The sequence below is a fragment of the Solirhodobacter olei genome (assembly GCF_004010155.1).
Taxonomy (GTDB): Bacteria; Pseudomonadota; Alphaproteobacteria; order Rhodobacterales; family Rhodobacteraceae; genus Solirhodobacter; species Solirhodobacter olei.
The window spans coordinates 59,854-77,541 of sequence record NZ_RRYH01000023.1 but is presented as its reverse complement, the minus strand read 5'-3'; the positions used below and the strand labels follow the sequence as shown (position 1 = coordinate 77,541).

The following is a 17,688-nucleotide window of genomic DNA, read 5'->3' as shown; positions in this document are numbered from 1 at the left end:
CTAGCCCTCTGGCCATGAAGACGAACGGCATCATCTGCATTTGCTGCATTATCGGCTGACATACGTCAGGCGGGCCGTTCTCTCTGTTCTCAATCCAGACCGAACCTGTTAGGCCCGCCGCCGGTGCTGCCGCGCGAGGGACAGGCATGGTCGAGATCAGGCTCCACAACACCAAGACCCGGACGAAGGAGGCCTTCGTTCCGATCGACCCCACGAACGTGCGGATGTATGTCTGCGGGCCGACGGTCTACGACCGGGCGCACCTCGGCAATGCGCGGCCCGTGGTGGTTTTCGACACGCTCTTCCGGCTGCTGCGCCATGTCTATGGCGAGGGCCACGTAACCTATGTCCGCAACTTCACCGACGTCGACGACAAGATCAACGCGCGCGCGGCCGAGATGAAGGCCGCGGGCGATCCGCGCGAGCTGGAGACGATCATCCGCGCGCTGACAGACGAGACCATCGCCTGGTATCACGCCGACATGGACGCGCTCGGCGCGCTCCGCCCGACGCTGGAGCCGCGCGCGACGGAGTTCATCGGCCAGATGATCGGCATGATCGAGGGGCTGATCACCTCCGGTCACGCCTATGCCAAGGACGGGCATGTCCTCTTCCGCGTGCGGTCCTACCGCGATTACGGCGCGCTTTCGGGCCGGTCGGTGGACGACATGATCGCCGGTGCCCGGGTCGAGGTGGCGCCGTTCAAGGAAGACCCGATGGATTTCGTGCTGTGGAAGCCGTCCTCGGACGATCTTCCCGGCTGGGACAGCCCCTGGGGGCGGGGGCGGCCGGGCTGGCACATCGAATGCTCGGCCATGAGTCACGAGCTGCTGGGCGAGAGCTTCGACATCCACGGCGGCGGCATCGACCTGCAGTTCCCCCACCACGAGAACGAGATCGCCCAGAGCGCCTGCGCCCACCCGCACGGAGATTTCGCCCGCTACTGGATGCACAACGAGATGCTGCAGGTCGAGGGCAGGAAGATGTCCAAGTCGCTGGGCAACTTCTTCACTGTACGGGATCTGCTGGATCAGGGCGTGCCGGGCGAGGTCATTCGGTTCGTGATGCTGAGCACGCATTATTCGAAGCCGATGGACTGGACCGAGAAGAAGCGGCAGGAGGCGGAGGCGACGCTGCGGAAATGGCGCGGGCTGATCGCCGGGGCCGAGGCGGTGGGGGAGCCCGCGGCCGAGGTGGTCGAGGCGCTGTCCGATGACCTCAACACCGCGGGCGCGCTGGCGGTACTGCACCGGCTGGCGGCCTCCGGCGATGGCGCGGGACTTCGCGCCTCCGCCTGTCTCATGGGGCTTCTGGGCGCGGATCAGGGTGGCTGGGCTGAGGCGCCAACGGTGGATCTTTCGGGCTTCGCTGAGCGTCTGAAGAATGCCAGGCAAGCTGCTATGAAAACAAAGGACTTTTCGGAAGTCGACCGACTGAAGGCTGGCCTCGTTGCCGCCGGGGTCGAGGTGCGGATCGGGCGCGATGCGGTCGATCTGGTTGCGGGGGCGCAGTTCGATGCCGCCAAGTTGGAGGCGCTGACATGAGCGACGCGCGCTTCTGGCCGGCTCCGGCGCCGGGGGTTTTCCGCCCCCGGACCTCCGGAGAGTATTTTTGCCAAGAAAAAGTAGGGGGAGTGCGAGGATGAGCCGGGAGCGTCTTTATCTCTACGACACCACGCTCCGCGACGGGCAGCAGAGCCAGGGGGTGCAGTTCTCCGTCCCCGAGAAGCTGCAGATCGCGAAAGCGCTGGACGATCTCGGGCTCGATTATATCGAGGGCGGCTGGCCCGGGGCGAACCCGACGGACAGCGATTTCTTCGCCGCAGCGCCGAAGACGCGGGCGACCTTCACCGCCTTCGGCATGACCAAGCGGGCCGGGCGCTCGGCGGCCAATGACGATGTGCTGGCCGAGGTGATGAATGCCGGCACGCCGGCCGTCTGTCTGGTCGGCAAGACCCATATCTTCCATGTCGAGACCGCGCTCGGCATCACGCCGGAAGAGAATATCGAGAATATCCGGGCCTCTATCGCCCATCTTTCATCCAATGGACGAGAAGCGCTCTTCGACGCCGAGCATTTCTTCGACGGCTGGAAGGCCGACCGGGACCATGCGCTCGACTGCCTGAAGGCGGCGCTGGAGGCCGGGGCGCGCTGGGTCGTCCTCTGCGATACAAACGGCGGTACGCTGCCGGCGGAGGTCGGGCGGATCGTCTCGGAAGTCATCGCGGCGGGGCTGCCGGGCGACCGGCTCGGCATCCATTGCCACAATGACAGCGAGGCGGCGGTGGCCTGTTCGCTTGCCGCCGTCGATGCGGGCGTTCGGCAGGTGCAGGGCACGCTGAACGGGCTGGGTGAGCGCTGCGGAAATGCAAATCTTGTCAGCCTGATACCGACACTTCTTCTGAAAGAACCTTATGCCAGCCGGTTCGAGATCGGGGTCAGCCTCGACGGGCTGAAGCGGATCACCAAGGTCTCGCGCATGCTCGACGATATCCTGAACCGGGTGCCGAACCGCTCCGCGCCTTACGTCGGTGCCTCGGCCTTCGCGCACAAGGCGGGGCTCCATGCCTCGGCGATCCTGAAGGACCCGGCGACCTATGAGCATGTCGACCCGGCCCTCGTCGGCAATTCGCGGATCATCCCGATGTCGAACCAGGCCGGGCAGTCGAACCTGCGCGCGCGGCTGGCCTCGGCCGGCATCGAGGTGGAGGCCGGCGATCCGCGGCTGGCCGAGATCCTGCGCGAGGTGAAGCGGCGCGAGGATATGGGCTATGCCTATGACGGCGCGCAGGCCTCCTTCGAGCTGGTCGCGCGGGCGGAACTGGGGCTTCTGCCGAAGTTCTTCGAGGTGAAGCGCTACCGCGTCACCGTAGAGCGGCGGAAGAACAAGTACGACCGGATGGTCACGCTGTCGGAAGCCGTCGTGGTGGTGAAGATCGGCGAGGACAAGATGCTCTCGGTCTCCGAGAGCATGGACGAGACGGGAAGCGATCGCGGGCCGGTCAACGCACTCTCCAAGGCGCTGGCGAAGGACCTCGGGCCCTACCAGCCGAATATCGACGACATGAAGCTGGTCGATTTCAAGGTCCGCATCACGCAGGGCGGCACCGAGGCCGTCACCCGCGTCATCATCGACAGCGAGGATGGCGAGGGGCATCGCTGGTCGACCGTCGGGGTCTCGCCCAACATCGTTGACGCGTCCTTTGAGGCGCTGCTGGATGCGATCACCTGGAAGCTTATCCGCGACGGGGCGCGGGCGACGTGAGCCTCGACCACTGCCGCGATCTGGTGGAGCGGGGCGATCCTGACCGGGCGCTGGTGACGGCGGGCGCGGACGAGGCGGCCCAGGCGAAGCTCTGGCCGCTCTGGGCCTTCAACCTGGAGGTCGCGCGCGCGCCCTGGGCCGCGCACGAGCCGCTGGTGGCGGAGATGCGGCTGCAATTCTGGGCCGATGCGGTGGAACGCCTGCCGGAGGGCGGCACGCCCGGTCATCCCGTGATGGAGCCACTGGCCGAGGCGCTCGGCGGGGCCGGGGCCGCGCCGCTGGCGGCCCTGGTCGAGGCGCGCAGGCGGGATGTCTGGCGCGAACCCTTCGCGGATGTAGCGGCGCTTGGCGCGTATTTGGAGGCAACCTCGGCGGGGCTTTTCTGGGCCGCGGCGCGTAGTCTTGGCGCCCCCGAGGCGGCCGAGCCGGTGGTGCGGGCCTATGGCTGGGGCGCCGGGCTCGCGGCCTGGCTGCGGGCGGCGCCGGAGCTGAGCGCGCGGGGCTGGGCGCCGCTGCCGGAAGGGGCGGATGTAGCCGCGCTCGCGCGGGACGGGCTGAGCCGGATCGCAGAGGCGCGGCGGCGGCGGCGGGTGGTGCCGGCCTCTGCCTTCGCGGCGCTGGCGCCGGGCTGGCAGGCGGCGGGCATTCTGCGCCGCGCGGCCCGGGCGCCCGGGCGGGTGGCGGAGGGCGGGCTCGGCCCGTCCGAATTCGCGCGGCGCGGTGGGCTGGCCTGGGCCGGGCTCACCGGGCGGTGGTAATGTAGCGTGTAAGCCGCGCCTCTCAAAACTCTGAAATCAGGTGATGATTTCGCTGTCCGCCGGGCGAAAGGCGAGCCAGATCAGCGCGCCCCCGGCCAGCACGATCAGCGGCGCCATCATCATGCTGACGGCATGCCAGCCCGCCTGCGGCGTGCCGCCCGAACAGTTCATCAGCCCGCCAGAGGCGAAGGAGGCCATGGTCACCCCGCCGAAGACGATGAGGTCGTTGAGGCCCTGCATCCGGCCCCGCTCCGATGGCGCATGGGCGGAGGCAAGCATGGTCGTCGCGCCGATGAAACCGAAGTTCCAGCCGATCCCGAGGAGCATCAGCGCACCGAAGAAGTTCGTCAGCGCGACGCCGGCCAGCGCGACGGTGGCGGAGCCGGCGAGGATGACAAGACCGGTGCCAATGATCTTTTCCACCCCGAACCTGGCGATCAGGAAACCGGTGAAAAAGGAGGGGACGTACATCGAAAGCACGTGGGCGGAGACGATGTTGGCCGCGTCATCGGTATGGAAGCCGCAGCCCACGACCGCCAGCGGCGCCGAGGTCATCATCAGGTTCATCAGCGCGTAGGAGACGGTGGCGCAGATCACCGCCACGGCGATGCGGGGCGTGGTGATGAGCTGCCAGCGCGTCCGCCCTCGGGGCGCGTCGTGATGCGGCCGGGCCACGCGCGGGATGTCGACCAGCGGAAACAGCAGGAACCCCACCGCGTTCAGGCCGACCACGGCGAGGTAGGTGCCGAGGAAGGGCACGGCCAGCGCGCCGGAGGTCATCTTGACCAACTGCGGGCCGACGATGGCGGAGGCGAGCCCGCCCGCCATGACATAGGAGATCGCCTTGGCCTGGAAGCCCTCGGAGGCGGTATCGGCGGCGGCAAACCGGTAAAAGCCCTGCGCCGACATGTAGATGCCGGTCATGAGCGATCCGGCGAGGAAGAGCAGGAAGGAGTTCTCGTAAAGCCCCACCGCCCCAGTGATCGCGCCCAGCATGCCGCCGAGGGCGCCGATGAAGAAGCCGGTGCGGCGGCCCCATTTCTGCATCGCGGCCGAAAGCGGCGTGGCGGTCAGCATCGATCCCACCACGATCATCGAGATCGGCACCGTGGCGAGGCAGGGATTGGGCGCCAGCGTCTGTCCGGCCAGGCCGCCGATGGTGAAGATCATCGGCAATTGCGCCCCGATCAGCGCCTGGGCGGCGACCAGGACGGCGACGTTACGGCGGGCGCGGGCGTCGCCGTCTGCGGGGGCAAGGATCTCTGTCATGCGCCATGGCTAGTGCGCGGCGCGGGGGCCGGCAAGAGGCCCCGTGCGGGGGCCGATCATCCCCCCGCGCGGTGCCGGCCGGCGGGGCTTGTGGCGGGCGGGGAAACTTCTAGCCTGCGGCGCGAGTATTTGGGCCAGGAAAAAGCGGGAGCGCGGCGCGCGTGATCGGGCGGATCATCGAGACGGAGGCCTGCGTGGCCGAGGGCGCGGCCTGGCTCGCGGCACGCGAGCCGCGCTTCGCCGCGGCGCTGGAGGCTGCGGGGCCGCTGCCGCTGCGGCGGCGGGCGGGCGGGTTCGGGGCGCTTCAGGATGCGATCGTGGGGCAGCAGGTCTCCACCGCCTTAGCGCGCGCGATCAGCGGGCGGCTGGCCGAGGCCGGTCTGGTGACGGCGGAGGCGGTCGCGGCGGCAGATGAGGCGGCGCTGCGGGCCTGCGGCCTGTCGCGGCCGAAGATGCGCTATCTGAAGGCGGTGGCGCTTTCGGGCTTCGACTATGCTGCGCTGGTGGACGCACCGGAGGAAGAGGCCGTGGCCCGCCTCGTGGCCCTGCCGGGGATCGGGCGCTGGACGGCGGAGATCTACGTGATGTTCGCGCTCGGCCGCGCTGACGCCTTCGCGGCGGGCGACCTGGCGCTGCAGGAGGCGGCGCGGATGATCTTCGCGCTGGAGGATCGGCCCTCGGAGGCGGCGCTGCGTGAGATGGCGGAGGCCTGGCGGCCCTGGCGGGCCGTTGCGGCCCGGCTCCTCTGGGCCTATTACCGCGTGGCCAAGGGGCGCGAGGGGGTGAGATGACGCGGGAACTGCAATTCGGGCGGCGGGCGCCGGTTTCGGGCAAGGCGAAGAGCCTCGTCGTTTTCCTGCACGGCTATGGCGCGGACGGGGCGGATCTTCTTGGCCTTGCCGATCCGCTGGGGCCGCATCTGCCCGATACCGTTTTCATCGCGCCAGACGCGCCCGAGCGCTGCGGGGGCAATCCCTTTGGCTACCAATGGTTCCCGATCCCCTGGATCGACGGGTCCAGCGAGGCCGCCGCCGCCGCCGGCATGGCCGAGGCGATGGCGGATCTGAACGCCTTCCTCGATGCACGGCTGGCGGAGGAAGGGCTCGACGACAGTGCGCTGGCGCTGGTGGGCTTCTCCCAGGGCACGATGATGGCGCTGGCCGTGGCGCCACGCCGCCCTTCCGCCTGCGCCTGCGTCGTGGGCTTTTCCGGCATGCTCGTCGCCCCCGAACGGCTGGCGGCAGAGACCGTCTCGCGCCCGCCCGTGCTGCTGGTTCATGGCGATGCCGACGAGGTGGTGCCGCCCGCGGCGATGCCGGCGGCGGCCGAGGCGCTGAGGGCGGCGGGATTCGCGGTCTCCACCCATGTCTGCCGCGGGGTGGGGCATGGAATCGCCCCCGACGGGCTGTCGCTGGCGCTGCAGGCGCTGAAGGAGCACCTGCCGGGCTGAAAACCGGCCGACGCGGCGTGGCGCGGGGTCCGGAACGGGGCTGGAACTGTCATGCTGTTGTGAAGTTGCAGCTTTATGCCCATCTGCACAGACCCACCGCATGTTGCGGGACTTGCCAGAAGACGAACGCCATATATAGTTAATCTATCGGGAGCGGGTTGCGCGACCCGCGCCCGCCAGACGGCCCTCCGGGGCGGGATCGGAGACCGGGTGATGGACGGAGACTTCAGAACCAGTTTCGTGCGGGAACCTGCGGCGCTCAGGCATTATCCCGCGCTGGTGCTGAACGCGGATTACAGGCCGCTGTCCTACTACCCGCTGTCGCTCTGGCCCTGGCAGGAGGCGATCAAGGCGGCCTTCCTCGACCGGGTCTCGATCGTGGCGGAATACGATGCCTTCGTCAGGTCTCCCACCACCGAGATACGGATACCTTCGGTGGTGGTGCTCAAAGAATTCGTCAAACCCCAGAAGCGCGTGGCCTTCACGCGCTTCAATCTTTTTCTGAGGGACGAATTCTGCTGCCAGTACTGCGGCACGCGCGGCGATCTGACCTTCGATCATGTCATTCCGCGTGCCCGCGGCGGGCGCACGAGCTGGGAAAACGTGGTGGCGGCCTGCTCGCCCTGCAACCTCAGGAAGGGCTCCAAGAGCCTGCGGCAGGTGGGGATGCAGCTGCGCAAGCCTCCGGTGCCGCCGACGGCGGAAGACATGCAGAAGGCGGGCCGCAAGTTCCCGCCGAACTACCTGCACGAGAGCTGGATGGATTTCCTTTACTGGGATGCGGAGCTGGAGGCCTGAGGGGCTTGCAGCCGGCGCGATGAGGGGCGAGGGTCGGGCGACAAATCAAGGGAGCCCGCCGATGTCCGATCCATTTTTCCAGCCCGTTTCGGGGATGACGCTGCCGCGTTTCGCGGGCGTTCCGACCTTCATGCGGCTGCCCGAGGTGGGGCCCGACCATCCGCGCTTCTCCGACGTGCAGATCGGCATCGTCGGACTGCCCTGGGACGGCGGCACGTCGAACCGGCCCGGCGCACGCCATGGGCCGCGGCAGCTGCGCGACGCCTCCACCATGATCCGGGCGCAGCATCCGGTCTTCGGTATTCGGCCGTTCGAGCTGGCACGGGTCGCGGACCTCGGCGACGTGGGGCCGAACCCGGTCGACCTGCACGACACGCTGGAACGGATCGAGGGCGTCTATGCCAAGCTTCGGACTGCGGGGGTGCGGCCGCTGACCGCGGGGGGCGACCATCTTTGCACGCTGCCGGTGCTCAGGGGCCTCGCCAAGGGCGCGCCGCTGGGGCTGATCCATTTCGATTCGCACACGGATCTTTTCCCGGCCTATTTCGGCGGCCGGGCGCTGACCCACGGGAACCCGTTCCGCGTGGCGGTGGAGGAGGGGCTTCTGGAACCCGCACGCTGCATCCAGATCGGTATCCGCGGCACGATGTACGATTCGGCGGACCGCGAGTTCGCAGCCGAGCACGGCATTCGCATCGTCACGATCGAGGAGCTTTTCGACCGTGGTATCCCGGATGTGATGGCAGAGGCGCGCGAGCGTGTGGGCGACGCCCCGGTCTACTGCTCCTATGACATCGACTTCATCGACCCGGCCTTCGCGCCCGGGACCGGCACGCCCGAGGTGGGCGGGCCGAATTCGTTCCAGGCGCTGCAGGTGGTGCGCGAGATGCGCGGGCTGAACGTCGTCGGCGCAGATCTGGTAGAGGTTTCGCCGCCCTTCGACCAGGCCGGCAACACCGCCTGGCTCGGCGTCTCGGTGATGTTCGAGCTGCTCTGCGTCATGGCCGAGGCCTTGTAGACGCCTCAGGCGAGAAGTTCCGGGCAGGATGAAACGGGCTTTTCATCCTGCTTGGTATATCTTCCAAGGGGCGCCGTCGGGTGTGGGCAGTGGCCCCCCCGCCTTTCGGCCACCCGCCACGGATGCTAGACTCGTTGCTGCAATGCGGCTAAAAGGGCGCCGTTAGCGCTAACAGACGGGCCGGGACGGTTGGGCGTCGCGGTGCCGGGGCCGAGGAAAGGGCAGAGCATGGTTGCGCGCGTTATTCCGGTCGATCCGTTCGACCTGGTGATCTTTGGTGGCACCGGGGACCTGGCAAAGCGGAAGATCCTTCCGGGCCTCTACCGGCGGTTCCTGGCCGGGCAGATGCCGCCCGAGGCACGCATCATCGCCGCCGCCCGTTCGGAGATGGACGATGCCGGCTACCGGGCCTTGGCCGGGGCGTCGCTGGCGGAATTCGTCTCCAAGTCGAAGCAGGACGAGAAGGCGATTGGGGAATTCCTCGAACGGCTGCATTACGTCACCATCGACGCCACGGGCGAGGGGGGCTGGAAGGCGCTGAAGGGCCTGATGCGCAAGGGCGTGGTGCGGGCCTTCTACTTCTCCGTGGCGCCGTCGCTCTTCGGCGACCTGGCAGAGCGGCTGCATTCGCATGGCATCGCCGATGGCGAAAGCCGGATCGTGGTGGAAAAGCCCTTCGGCCGTGATCTCGCCTCCGCCCGCGCGCTGAACGCGGTCCTGGCCGAGCATTTCAACGAGGAGCAGATCTACAGGATCGACCATTACCTGGGCAAGGAAACCGTCCAGAACCTGATGGCCGTGCGCTTCGCCAATGTCCTGTTCGAGCCGCTGTGGAACGCGCAATACGTCGACCACGTTCAGATCACCGTGGCCGAGACGGTGGGCGTGGGCGGCCGCGGTGCCTATTACGACAAGTCCGGCGCGATGCGGGACATGATCCAGAACCACCTGATGCAGCTTCTCTGCCTGATCGCGATGGAGCCGCCCTATCACTTCGAGCCGAACGCCGTGCGCGACGAGAAGCTGAAGGTGATCCGCGCCCTGGAGCCCGTGCCGGCCGAAGACATCGTGCGCGGCCAGTACCGTGCCAAGCCGGCCAATGGCGGTGCGGCCGAACCCTCCTATGCCGAGGATGTCGACAACCCGCAAAGCCGCACGGAAAGCTATATCGCGCTGAAGGCGCGGGTGGCGAACTGGCGCTGGCAGGGCACGCCCTTCTACCTGCGCACCGGCAAGAAGCTCCGCGCCCGCACCTCAGAGATCGCGATCGTCTTCAAGGAGGCGCCGCATTCCATCTTCGGCGAGGAGGAGAGCTGGCGCGCCAATATCCTCGCCATCCGGCTGCAGCCGAACGAGGGGATGAACCTCTCCGTCATGATCAAGGAACCGGGGCCGGGCGGCATGCGGCTGACCGACGTGCCGCTGGACATGTCCTTTGCCGACGCGCTTGGCGAGGACGGGATGGACATTCCCGACGCCTACGAGCGGCTGATCATGGACGTGATCCGCGGCAACCAGACGCTCTTCATGCGCGGCGACGAGGTCGAGGCGGCCTGGGCCTGGACCGACCCGATCATCGAGGGCTGGGAGTCGCGCGGGGATCGGCCGAAGGGCTATGATCCGGGCTCGTCCGGGCCGGAGGATGCGCTTATGCTTCTGCACCGCGACGGGAGGCGTTGGCGGGAGATACGCGGATGAACCTGATCGAATATCCCGACCGGGACCTGATGTACCTCGCAGTCGCCAACAAGGTGGCCGGCCAACTCGGCGATTTCCTGCGCCGCAACCAGCGCGCCTCGCTCTGCGTGCCGGGCGGGACCACGCCGGGGCCGGTGTTCGACGTGCTGTCCGATGTCGATCTCGACTGGAGCCGCGTCGGGATATTCCTGAGCGATGAGCGCTGGGTGCCGGAAAGCTCGCCGCGGTCCAACACGCGGCTGATCCGCGATCGGCTGCTGGTGAACAAGGCCGAGGAGGCCGCGCTGGTTCCGATGCATATCGACACGCCGACGCCGGAGCAGGCGATCGAGGCGTTGCAGACGGGGCTTGAACCCTGGCTGCCGATCTCGGTGCTGATCCTTGGGATGGGGGGCGACATGCACACCGCCTCGCTCTTTCCGGGTGCCGACCGGCTGGCCGAGGCGATGGAGGCCAACGCGCCGATGCTGATGCCGATGCGGGCGGAGGGCGCGGAGGAGCCGCGGCTGACGCTGACGGCGCCGGTGTTGGCCGGTGCGCTCGCGACCCATCTGGTGATCGTGGGCGCGGAGAAGCGTGCGGCGCTGGAAAAGGCGCAGGGGCTCGACTCGATGCAGGCGCCGATCCGCGCCTTCCTCGGCGAAGCCACCGTGCATTGGGCGGAATAGGAGCGGGCAATGGAAATCTGGCAGCGGCTCGAGGCGCATCATGGCCGCGTGGGCGACCGGCGTATTCTTGACCTGTTCGACGGCAAGCGGGCAGAGGACTTCTCGGCCCGGGCCGACGGGCTGCTCTTCGACTATTCGAAGACCAACATCGACGCCGAGGCGCGCGGCCTTCTGATCGAGCTTGCCGAGCGGGCCGATGTGGCGGGCAAGCGCGAGGCGATGTTCACCGGCGCCAAGATCAACGAGACCGAGGGCCGCGCGGTGCTGCACACCGCGCTTCGGAACCTCAAGGGCTCGGTGACGGTGGACGGCGCAGACGTGATGCCGGAGGTGCGCTCGGTTCATGCCCGCATGGCCGAGTTCGCCCGCGCGGTCCGCATCGGCGCCTTCAAGGGGCAGGGCGGGCCGATCAGGGATGTGGTGAATATCGGCATCGGCGGGTCGGACCTCGGCCCGGCGATGGGGTACCTCGCGCTCGCGCCCTATGCCGACGGGCCGCGCTGCCATTTCGTCTCGAACGTCGATGGCGCGCATGTGCACGATCTTCTGGCGCAATGCGATCCGGCGACGACGCTGGTGATCGTGGCGTCGAAGACCTTCACCACGGTCGAGACCATGACCAATGCCGGGACGGCGAAGCGTTGGATGGGCAAGGCGGTCGCCGACCCCGCGGCGCAATTCGCCGCCGTCTCCACCGCGCTCGACAAGACCGGCGCCTTCGGCATCGACCCGGCCCGCGTCTTCGGCTTCGAGGACTGGGTCGGCGGGCGCTACTCGATGTGGGGACCGATCGGGCTGTCGCTGATGCTTGCCGTCGGGCCGGAGGCCTTCGACGATTTCCTCGCCGGCGGGGCGGCGATGGACGCGCATTTCCGCACGGCGCCCCTGGCGGAGAACCTGCCGGTGCTCCTGGCGCTGGTCGGGATCTGGCACAATCAGGTCTGCGACTACGCGACGCGCGCCGTACTGCCCTACGAGCAGCGCCTCAGCCGGTTGCCGGCCTATTTCCAGCAGCTGGAGATGGAGAGTAACGGCAAGCGCGTCTCGATGGACGGGCGCGATCTGCCGCGGCATTCCGGTCCGGTCGTCTGGGGCGAACCGGGGACCAACGGCCAGCACGCCTTCTACCAGCTCATCCACCAGGGCACGCGGGTGATCCCCTGCGAGTTCATGGTTGGCCGCGAGGGGCACGAGCCGGACCTGGCCCATCAGCACCTTCTGCTGGTCGCCAATTGCCTGGCCCAGTCCGAGGCGCTGCTGCGTGGCAGGACCCTCGCGGAAGCCACGGAGATCATGCGTAAAAAGGGCCTTGAAGGGGCGGAGCTGGAACGTCAGGCGCGGCACCGCGTCTTCCCGGGAAACCGGCCCTCGACCACGCTGGTCTACGACAAGCTGACCCCCTTCGTGCTGGGCCAGATCGTGGCGCTTTACGAGCACCGGGTGTTCGTGGAGGGCGTGATCCTCGGCATCAACAGCTTCGACCAATGGGGCGTCGAGCTGGGCAAGGAGCTTGCGCTGAAGCTGGTTCCGATTCTCGAGGGCAAGGAAGGCACCGAGGGCAAGGACGGCTCGACCGCCATGCTGGTGGCGGCGCTGAAGGGCTGAAGCGCAGGGTGGCGTTCCGGGGCAGGTCACAGGCTTAGTGGAGAGAAGCCCTGTACCGGTCCGGCGAGACGCCTTCGCGGCGCAGGAACGCGCGCGAGAAGGACGCGGCGTTTTCGTATCCGCTCATCGTCGCAATGACCTTGATCGGAAGTGTATCGTGGGTCTCTAGCAGGGCCTTCGCGCGCGCGAGCCTTGTCGTGCGGATCATCTGCCCGATCCCGAGGTCCCTGTCCGAAAACACGCGGTAAAGCTGTGCCCGTGAGCATCCCAGCGCTTCCGCGATCGCCGAGGCGGTCAGGCCGGCCTCCGCGGCGCGGATTTCGATCAGCGCTCTCGCCGCCTCGAACAGGTCCCTGTCCTTCGGTGCGGCCCGGCGGCGTGCGCTTCGTTCGTTGAGGGCGGCGACGGCCAGTTCTACCGTGTTTTCCACCGCGACCTCGGCGGAACGCGCGCCCAGGTCCCTGCCGCTCACGGGTATTTCCTGAAGCTGGAGCCGCAGAAACCGCAGCAAACCCGTTTCCGGCAAAAGGGAAATGCCCTGCTCTCCGGTGAGCGTTGCCGGATCGGCGTCGATCAGATGCTTGGGCAGCGTGAGATAGGCATGCGCGCAATCGTGGGATCGCGACCGGATGGATGACCCGCTGTCCAGGACGAGAAAGCCCGCGCCCGGCTCTGCGACCACCTCTGTCCCGTGGCTGGGGCGGAACTCGGTGGCGCCGGCCATGACGAGACTCAATAGCAGGAAGTCCGGATGGCTTCCCTGGAAATGGCCGATCATGTCGTCGGCCTGCGCGTAGCAGACGGCACTCCCGCCGCGGCTGCCGAAGAGCAGGCGCTCGCCGTCGAAGGCCCGATAATCACGCCCTTTCGGAACGTCGAGGCGGAGTGATGGATGTAGGCTGCGCCAATAATCCACCTGGTCCTGCTGGCGCACATCCCGGGTCGTCTCCAATGTGAAGCCCGGATGCGGGTCGCCACGGTCGTCCAAAGGTCAGCCTCCCCTGCCAGATCTCTCCTGTGTGGCATGCCCAGTGGGCCCCGGTCACGTTAAGCAAATAGCACCTTTGAAACTGGCGCTTATGCGCGCCGGGTCAAGAATTTCGCGCCCCGGGGGCCCTTGCTGGATGGGTGCATTGCGGGCGTCGATTGAACCCAGGGTCGATCCCGAACAGGCGTCGTCGGTGCGCGCTGCCCGGGGCGGACGCCCTGTCCTTCCTGTCCCCCGACGCTTCCGATCGAATTGAGATGTTCTGCATCAACTTGAGACACCCTGCATCGCACGTTCCTGCTAGGCATCGGGGAAACATGAATAGTGGTGTTCGTAAGACAAGGAAAAGACAGTGAAACCTCTTGCCAGCGTCCTCGCGCTTCTCGCCTCCGGCGTGGTTTTCTCCACCGCCGCGGTTGCGAATGATGCCTCAAGCCCGGCGCCCGTCGTTTCGATGGCGGACACGGCGCCGCAAATGACCTGGGGTGGGAGTTACGTCGGGGTCTTCGGGGGGCGCACCTCGGGCCACATCAAGGTCGATGGCTGCGTCGGCATCTGTTACCAGGATCCCAAGCTCAGCGGCAACCTCTTCGGACTTCAGGCCGGATATGACTGGGAGCAGCCGAACCACGTCGTGACCGGCGTGTTCGCCTGGGTGCCTCTCGCCCGGCCCAAGTCGCCGCTGGTCGAGACGATCCCGGGTATCGGTACGGTCAGCGACCAGATCAAGCAACGCTTTACGGCGGTACTGGGCGCGCGGGTCGGCTACGCGTATGACACCTGGCTTCCCTATGCCTTTGCCGGGCTGGATTATACCGGGCTGCGGGTCACGACAGGTCCGGGAAGCAGCTTCGCCAAGAATTACGACCACACCTATGTCGGGCTCGCGGCCGGTGTGGGCGTGGAGCACGCGCTGACGCGGCACGTCTCGCTCGACCTGCGCTACATGTATACTCACCTTCCCAGCAGGACCTTCAACTTCGGGGGCGGTCCGGAGAAGTACAGCGAGCCGAATGGCTCGACCCTCACGGTCGGGATCACCTACCGCTTCTGAACCAGGCCGGGCCGGCGGGCGCCCAACGGCCCGCCCGTGTTTCCGCTCTCGCTTGAATTCATGGGAGAGAGGGCAGGGGCGCCGTCCCTGCTGCCCCGCCGGTCTGAGTTTGGGCCAATATCAGTTTAAGCGGCGCGCTGATGCGGGCCGCTTTTTCGTCATGGCTGGTGGGCTGGAGCGGGTGAAGGGAATCGAACCCTCGTCGTAAGCTTGGGAAGCTTCTGCTCTGCCATTGAGCTACACCCGCAGCGAGGTTCTGATAGCCGGAGCCGGGCAGTTGCGCAAGAGGGCTCAGCGCCCGGTCAGGCGGATGGCGCGAGGGCGCGTGGGGAAAGCGCGCCCGGCCCTCCGCAGCCTGCGCCGGGTGGCGGGCGGCGGCGGGCGGCGGGGGGACCGCGGTCTCCGTCTCAGGTGCCGTAGGCGCGGGGGGCGGCAGCCTTCACGGCCTCGGCGGCGGCGATCAGGGCCTCGGCGATGAAATCGAGTTCTTCCCGGCTCAGCCGCACAGGCAGGCGCACGTCGCAGGCGCGCATCAGCATGGCGCGTGTCTGCGGCAGCTCGGGCACCTCGCCGAGGAACTGCCAGTTCCAGAAGGCGCGGGCGTTGTCTTGGCTAAGCCCGAAGACCTGGACCGAGACGCCGCGCGCCTTGGCCGCATCCTGGAAGGCGCGGGCCTCGGCATCACTCTCGAACCCCACGAGGTTGAACTGGATCGAATCCGGCGCGCGCTCTTCCGGCGGCAGCGGCGGCGGGACGTGAAGCCACTCGCAGGTGTTCAGCCGATCGGCGACGTAATCGTGGTTGGTGCGGCCCTTCTCGACCCGGTCGGCGACCAGCGGCAGCTGCGGCCGGATCACCGTGGCCGAGAGGTTCTGCAGCCGCATGTTGTAAAGCGGCAGCCGGTTCTGCCAATGCGCAAAGCTGTTCTGCAGCCCGGCCTCGCCGCGGTGCTTCTTCCAGTTATGCTCGTAGGCGCCGGACATGATGGTGGCGCGGGCGGCAAGTTCGGGGTCGTCGGTGATCAGAATCCCGCCCTCGCCTGCATTCACGAGCTTGTAGGACTGGAAGGAGAAACAGCCGATCTTGCCGAGCGTGCCGATCTTCTTCCCGTGCCATTCGGTGCCCAGCGAATGGGCCGCATCCTCCAGCACAGGGATGTCACGTTCGGCGCAGGCGGCCATGATCGCGTCCATGTCCGAGGTATGGCCGCGCATGTGCGAGATCAGGACACAGGCAATGTCGTCGTCGATCTTCCGCGCGAAATCGTCGAGGTCGATGCGGAAGTTCTCGCCCACCTCGCACAGCACCGGAACGCAGTCGGCATGGACCACGGCGGAAGGCACGGCGGCGAAGGTGAAGGCCGGGATCAGCACCCGCGCGTCCCGCGGCAGATCGAGCGCCTTAAGCGCCAGGAACAGCGCTCCCGAGCAGGAGGAGACGGCCAGCGCATAGCGCGCGCCCATCAGCTCGGCGAACTCGGCCTCCAGCAGCTGAACCGGAGAGCTCTCGGATGTGTAGCGGAAGAGATCGCCCGAGGAGAGCAGGCGCTCGATCTCGGCGCGGGCGGCGTCTGGGATGGGCTCTGCGTCGTAGACGTTCGGAGCGAGGGCCATTCTTCACCTTTCCTGAAATCGCCTTTCAGGAAATGTGTAAGTGATCGAGGGCCGCTTGGCCATTGCAAATGCCCGTGATGGGCGGGGGATGGCCGTTTACGGCGCGTCATGCGCGGCTCCGGCGGGTGTCGCCCTGATGCCTCTACAGGCCCAGCTTGTCGCGCAGCGTGTACCAGGACATCCCGGCAACGAGCATCGGCCCACGCAGCAGCGTGCCGCCGGGGAAGGCCGGCATCGGCAGCGCGGCCATCACATCGAACCCGTCCGAGGTGGCCGTCACCGCCTCTGCCATGAGCTTGCCCGCCAGCGTCGCCATCGCCACGCCATGCCCCGAGAAGCCGGAGGCCGAGAGCGCATTCGCCGCCGGGCGGCGGAAGCAGGGCATCCGGTTCAGCGTGATTGCCAGCGTGCCGCCCCAGGCATGGGTGATTTTCACATCCGCAAGGTGCGGATAGACCTGCAGCATCGGCTTGCGCACCTTGGCGGCGATGTCGCGCGGGAAGCGGTAGGTCACCGTCTCGCCGCCACCGAAGATCAGCCGCTGGTCCTCCGAAAGCCGCCAGTAGTTCACCACGAACTTGGTGTCATGGGCCGCGATCATCTCGGTCAGGACCTCGGCCGAGCGCGCGCCCAATGGCTCGGTCGCCACGATGTAGTTGTTGATCGGCATGACCCGCGCGGCGATGCGCGGCTCCAGCCGGTCGAGATATCCGTTGGCGGCCAGGATCACGTGATCGGCCAGCACCGTGCCCTTCGTCGTCGTCACCCGGCTGGGCGTTGTCGCGCTGCCATGGGCAAGGGCGTTGACCTCGGACCGCTCGAAGATCGTCGCGCCCGCGGCCTCGGCCAGCCGCGCGTAGCCAAGCGCGAGGTTCAGGGGATGCACATGACCCGCGCCACGGTCGATATCGCCGCCGACATAGGCCGGCGAGGGGATCAGGGCCTGCAGTCCCGCTCGGTCAAGCGGGGTGATCTGGTCGTAGCCGTAATCGCGGGCGAGGCGCTCGGCCATGGCGTGCGAGTGGGCGACCTCGGAAGCAAGCCGCGCCGCATGGGCGATGCCTCGCCGGGTCGGCACGCCGGCCTCTTCGGCCAGCGCATAGGTCAGCGCCTTGGCCTCCTCTGCCATGTCCCAAAGACGCCGGGCGGCGGACTTGCCGGCCATCTTCTCCAGCGCGCCGACCTCCAGCCGCTGGCCCGATCCGATCTGCCCGCCGTTGCGGCCCGAGGCACCGAAACCCGCGCGATGCGCCTCCAGCACCACCACCCGGCGGCCGGTGCGGGCAAGGTGAAGCGCTGCGGAAAGCCCGGTGTAGCCACCCCCGACGATGCAGGCGTCGGCGCGGATCTCGCCGGCGAGGGCGGGGCGGTCGGGCGCGGGGTCGCGGGTCGCGGCATAGAGGCTCTCGGGGTATTCGCCCGGCCGGTCGTTGAGGTGCAGAAGGCTCATGCGCGCATTCCCCCCGACCCGGCACCACGGATGGCCCGCGCCCGTCCGCGGGCGG

Annotated in this window: 15 protein-coding genes and 1 tRNA gene; 11 read left to right on the top strand and 5 right to left on the bottom strand. The window is 67.8% G+C overall.

Annotated elements, in window-relative coordinates; all coding sequences use genetic code 11:
• Positions 1-146 precede the first annotated feature (146 nt).
• From cysS to EIP85_RS16015, 3 genes are all read left to right on the top strand, one after another.
• Positions 147-1,544, top strand: coding sequence for a cysteine--tRNA ligase (cysS, locus tag EIP85_RS16025; RefSeq protein ID WP_127903227.1), 1,398 nt, complete (start codon positions 147-149; stop codon positions 1,542-1,544).
• A gap of 97 nt (positions 1,545-1,641) precedes the next feature.
• Positions 1,642-3,264 (top strand): citramalate synthase, encoded by a 1,623-nt coding sequence (gene cimA / locus EIP85_RS16020; RefSeq protein ID WP_127903226.1) that lies wholly within the window; start codon positions 1,642-1,644, stop codon positions 3,262-3,264.
• Entirely contained in the window at positions 3,261-4,022 is a 762-nt protein-coding gene (locus EIP85_RS16015; RefSeq protein WP_127903225.1) for a squalene/phytoene synthase family protein, read from the top strand. The genes cimA and EIP85_RS16015 overlap by 4 nt, the downstream gene beginning before the upstream one ends.
• A gap of 36 nt (positions 4,023-4,058) precedes the next feature.
• Here EIP85_RS16015 and EIP85_RS16010 read toward each other — a convergent pair whose 3' ends face one another.
• The gene (locus EIP85_RS16010; protein ID WP_127903224.1) at positions 4,059-5,291 is read right to left on the bottom strand and encodes an MFS transporter; all 1,233 of its coding nucleotides are present in this window, start codon (positions 5,289-5,291) and stop codon (positions 4,059-4,061) included.
• A gap of 161 nt (positions 5,292-5,452) precedes the next feature.
• On the opposite strand from EIP85_RS16010, the gene EIP85_RS16005 reads away from it, so the two are divergent.
• From EIP85_RS16005 to pgi, 7 genes are all read left to right on the top strand, one after another.
• Positions 5,453-6,082, top strand: a complete 630-nt coding sequence (locus tag EIP85_RS16005; protein ID WP_127903223.1) for a DNA-3-methyladenine glycosylase family protein — start codon at positions 5,453-5,455, stop codon at positions 6,080-6,082.
• On the top strand, positions 6,079-6,741 hold the full coding sequence (locus EIP85_RS16000) for an alpha/beta hydrolase (RefSeq protein WP_127903222.1): 663 nt from the start codon (positions 6,079-6,081) through the stop codon (positions 6,739-6,741). Before EIP85_RS16005 ends, EIP85_RS16000 begins: the two co-directional genes overlap by 4 nt.
• A 213-nt stretch (positions 6,742-6,954) precedes the next feature.
• Positions 6,955-7,539, top strand: a complete 585-nt coding sequence (locus tag EIP85_RS15995; RefSeq protein WP_127903221.1) for an HNH endonuclease — start codon at positions 6,955-6,957, stop codon at positions 7,537-7,539.
• 61 nt (positions 7,540-7,600) lie between these two features.
• Positions 7,601-8,557: an agmatinase gene (gene speB / locus EIP85_RS15990; protein WP_127903220.1), complete on the top strand. Its 957-nt coding sequence runs from the start codon at positions 7,601-7,603 to the stop codon at positions 8,555-8,557.
• A gap of 228 nt (positions 8,558-8,785) precedes the next feature.
• On the top strand, positions 8,786-10,255 hold the full coding sequence (zwf, locus tag EIP85_RS15985) for a glucose-6-phosphate dehydrogenase (protein ID WP_127903219.1): 1,470 nt from the start codon (positions 8,786-8,788) through the stop codon (positions 10,253-10,255).
• Entirely contained in the window at positions 10,252-10,923 is a 672-nt protein-coding gene (gene pgl, locus EIP85_RS15980; protein ID WP_127903218.1) for a 6-phosphogluconolactonase, read from the top strand. The genes zwf and pgl overlap by 4 nt, the downstream gene beginning before the upstream one ends.
• Before the next feature lie 9 nt (positions 10,924-10,932).
• On the top strand, positions 10,933-12,528 hold the full coding sequence (pgi, locus tag EIP85_RS15975) for a glucose-6-phosphate isomerase (protein WP_127903217.1): 1,596 nt from the start codon (positions 10,933-10,935) through the stop codon (positions 12,526-12,528).
• A gap of 34 nt (positions 12,529-12,562) precedes the next feature.
• Here pgi and EIP85_RS15970 read toward each other — a convergent pair whose 3' ends face one another.
• Complete coding sequence (locus tag EIP85_RS15970) at positions 12,563-13,516, bottom strand: helix-turn-helix domain-containing protein (protein ID WP_127903216.1); 954 nt, start codon at positions 13,514-13,516, stop codon at positions 12,563-12,565.
• A 352-nt stretch (positions 13,517-13,868) separates the two neighbouring features.
• Here EIP85_RS15970 and EIP85_RS15965 point away from each other — a divergent pair, with 352 nt between their 5' ends.
• Positions 13,869-14,570, top strand: coding sequence for an outer membrane protein (locus EIP85_RS15965; protein WP_127903215.1), 702 nt, complete (start codon positions 13,869-13,871; stop codon positions 14,568-14,570).
• Between the two features lie 173 nt (positions 14,571-14,743).
• Here the strand turns inward: EIP85_RS15965 and EIP85_RS15960 are convergent.
• From EIP85_RS15960 to EIP85_RS15950, 3 genes are all read right to left on the bottom strand, one after another.
• A tRNA-Gly gene (locus EIP85_RS15960) sits at positions 14,744-14,817 on the bottom strand.
• Between the two features lie 160 nt (positions 14,818-14,977).
• The gene (locus EIP85_RS15955) at positions 14,978-16,183 is read right to left on the bottom strand and encodes a DegT/DnrJ/EryC1/StrS family aminotransferase (protein WP_127903214.1); all 1,206 of its coding nucleotides are present in this window, start codon (positions 16,181-16,183) and stop codon (positions 14,978-14,980) included.
• Positions 16,184-16,325: 142 nt separating this feature from the next.
• Complete coding sequence (locus EIP85_RS15950) at positions 16,326-17,633, bottom strand: NAD(P)/FAD-dependent oxidoreductase (protein WP_127903213.1); 1,308 nt, start codon at positions 17,631-17,633, stop codon at positions 16,326-16,328.
• Between the last annotated feature and the right edge of the window lie 55 nt (positions 17,634-17,688).

Excerpts from the sequence above, each read along its gene's own strand:
- EIP85_RS16000 (WP_127903222.1), top strand. The coding sequence starts at position 6,079 with ATGACGCGGGAACTGCAATTCGGGCGGCGGGCGCCGGTTTCGGGCAAG.
- speB (WP_127903220.1), top strand. The coding sequence starts at position 7,601 with ATGTCCGATCCATTTTTCCAGCCCGTTTCGGGGATGACGCTGCCGCGT.
- pgi (WP_127903217.1), top strand. The coding sequence starts at position 10,933 with ATGGAAATCTGGCAGCGGCTCGAGGCGCATCATGGCCGCGTGGGCGAC.
- EIP85_RS15955 (WP_127903214.1), bottom strand. The coding sequence starts at position 16,183 with ATGGCCCTCGCTCCGAACGTCTACGACGCAGAGCCCATCCCAGACGCC.
- cysS (WP_127903227.1), top strand. The coding sequence starts at position 147 with ATGGTCGAGATCAGGCTCCACAACACCAAGACCCGGACGAAGGAGGCC.
- EIP85_RS16010 (WP_127903224.1), bottom strand. The coding sequence starts at position 5,291 with ATGACAGAGATCCTTGCCCCCGCAGACGGCGACGCCCGCGCCCGCCGT.
- cimA (WP_127903226.1), top strand. The coding sequence starts at position 1,642 with ATGAGCCGGGAGCGTCTTTATCTCTACGACACCACGCTCCGCGACGGG.
- EIP85_RS15995 (WP_127903221.1), top strand. The coding sequence starts at position 6,955 with ATGGACGGAGACTTCAGAACCAGTTTCGTGCGGGAACCTGCGGCGCTC.
- pgl (WP_127903218.1), top strand. The coding sequence starts at position 10,252 with ATGAACCTGATCGAATATCCCGACCGGGACCTGATGTACCTCGCAGTC.
- EIP85_RS15950 (WP_127903213.1), bottom strand. The coding sequence starts at position 17,633 with ATGAGCCTTCTGCACCTCAACGACCGGCCGGGCGAATACCCCGAGAGC.
- zwf (WP_127903219.1), top strand. The coding sequence starts at position 8,786 with ATGGTTGCGCGCGTTATTCCGGTCGATCCGTTCGACCTGGTGATCTTT.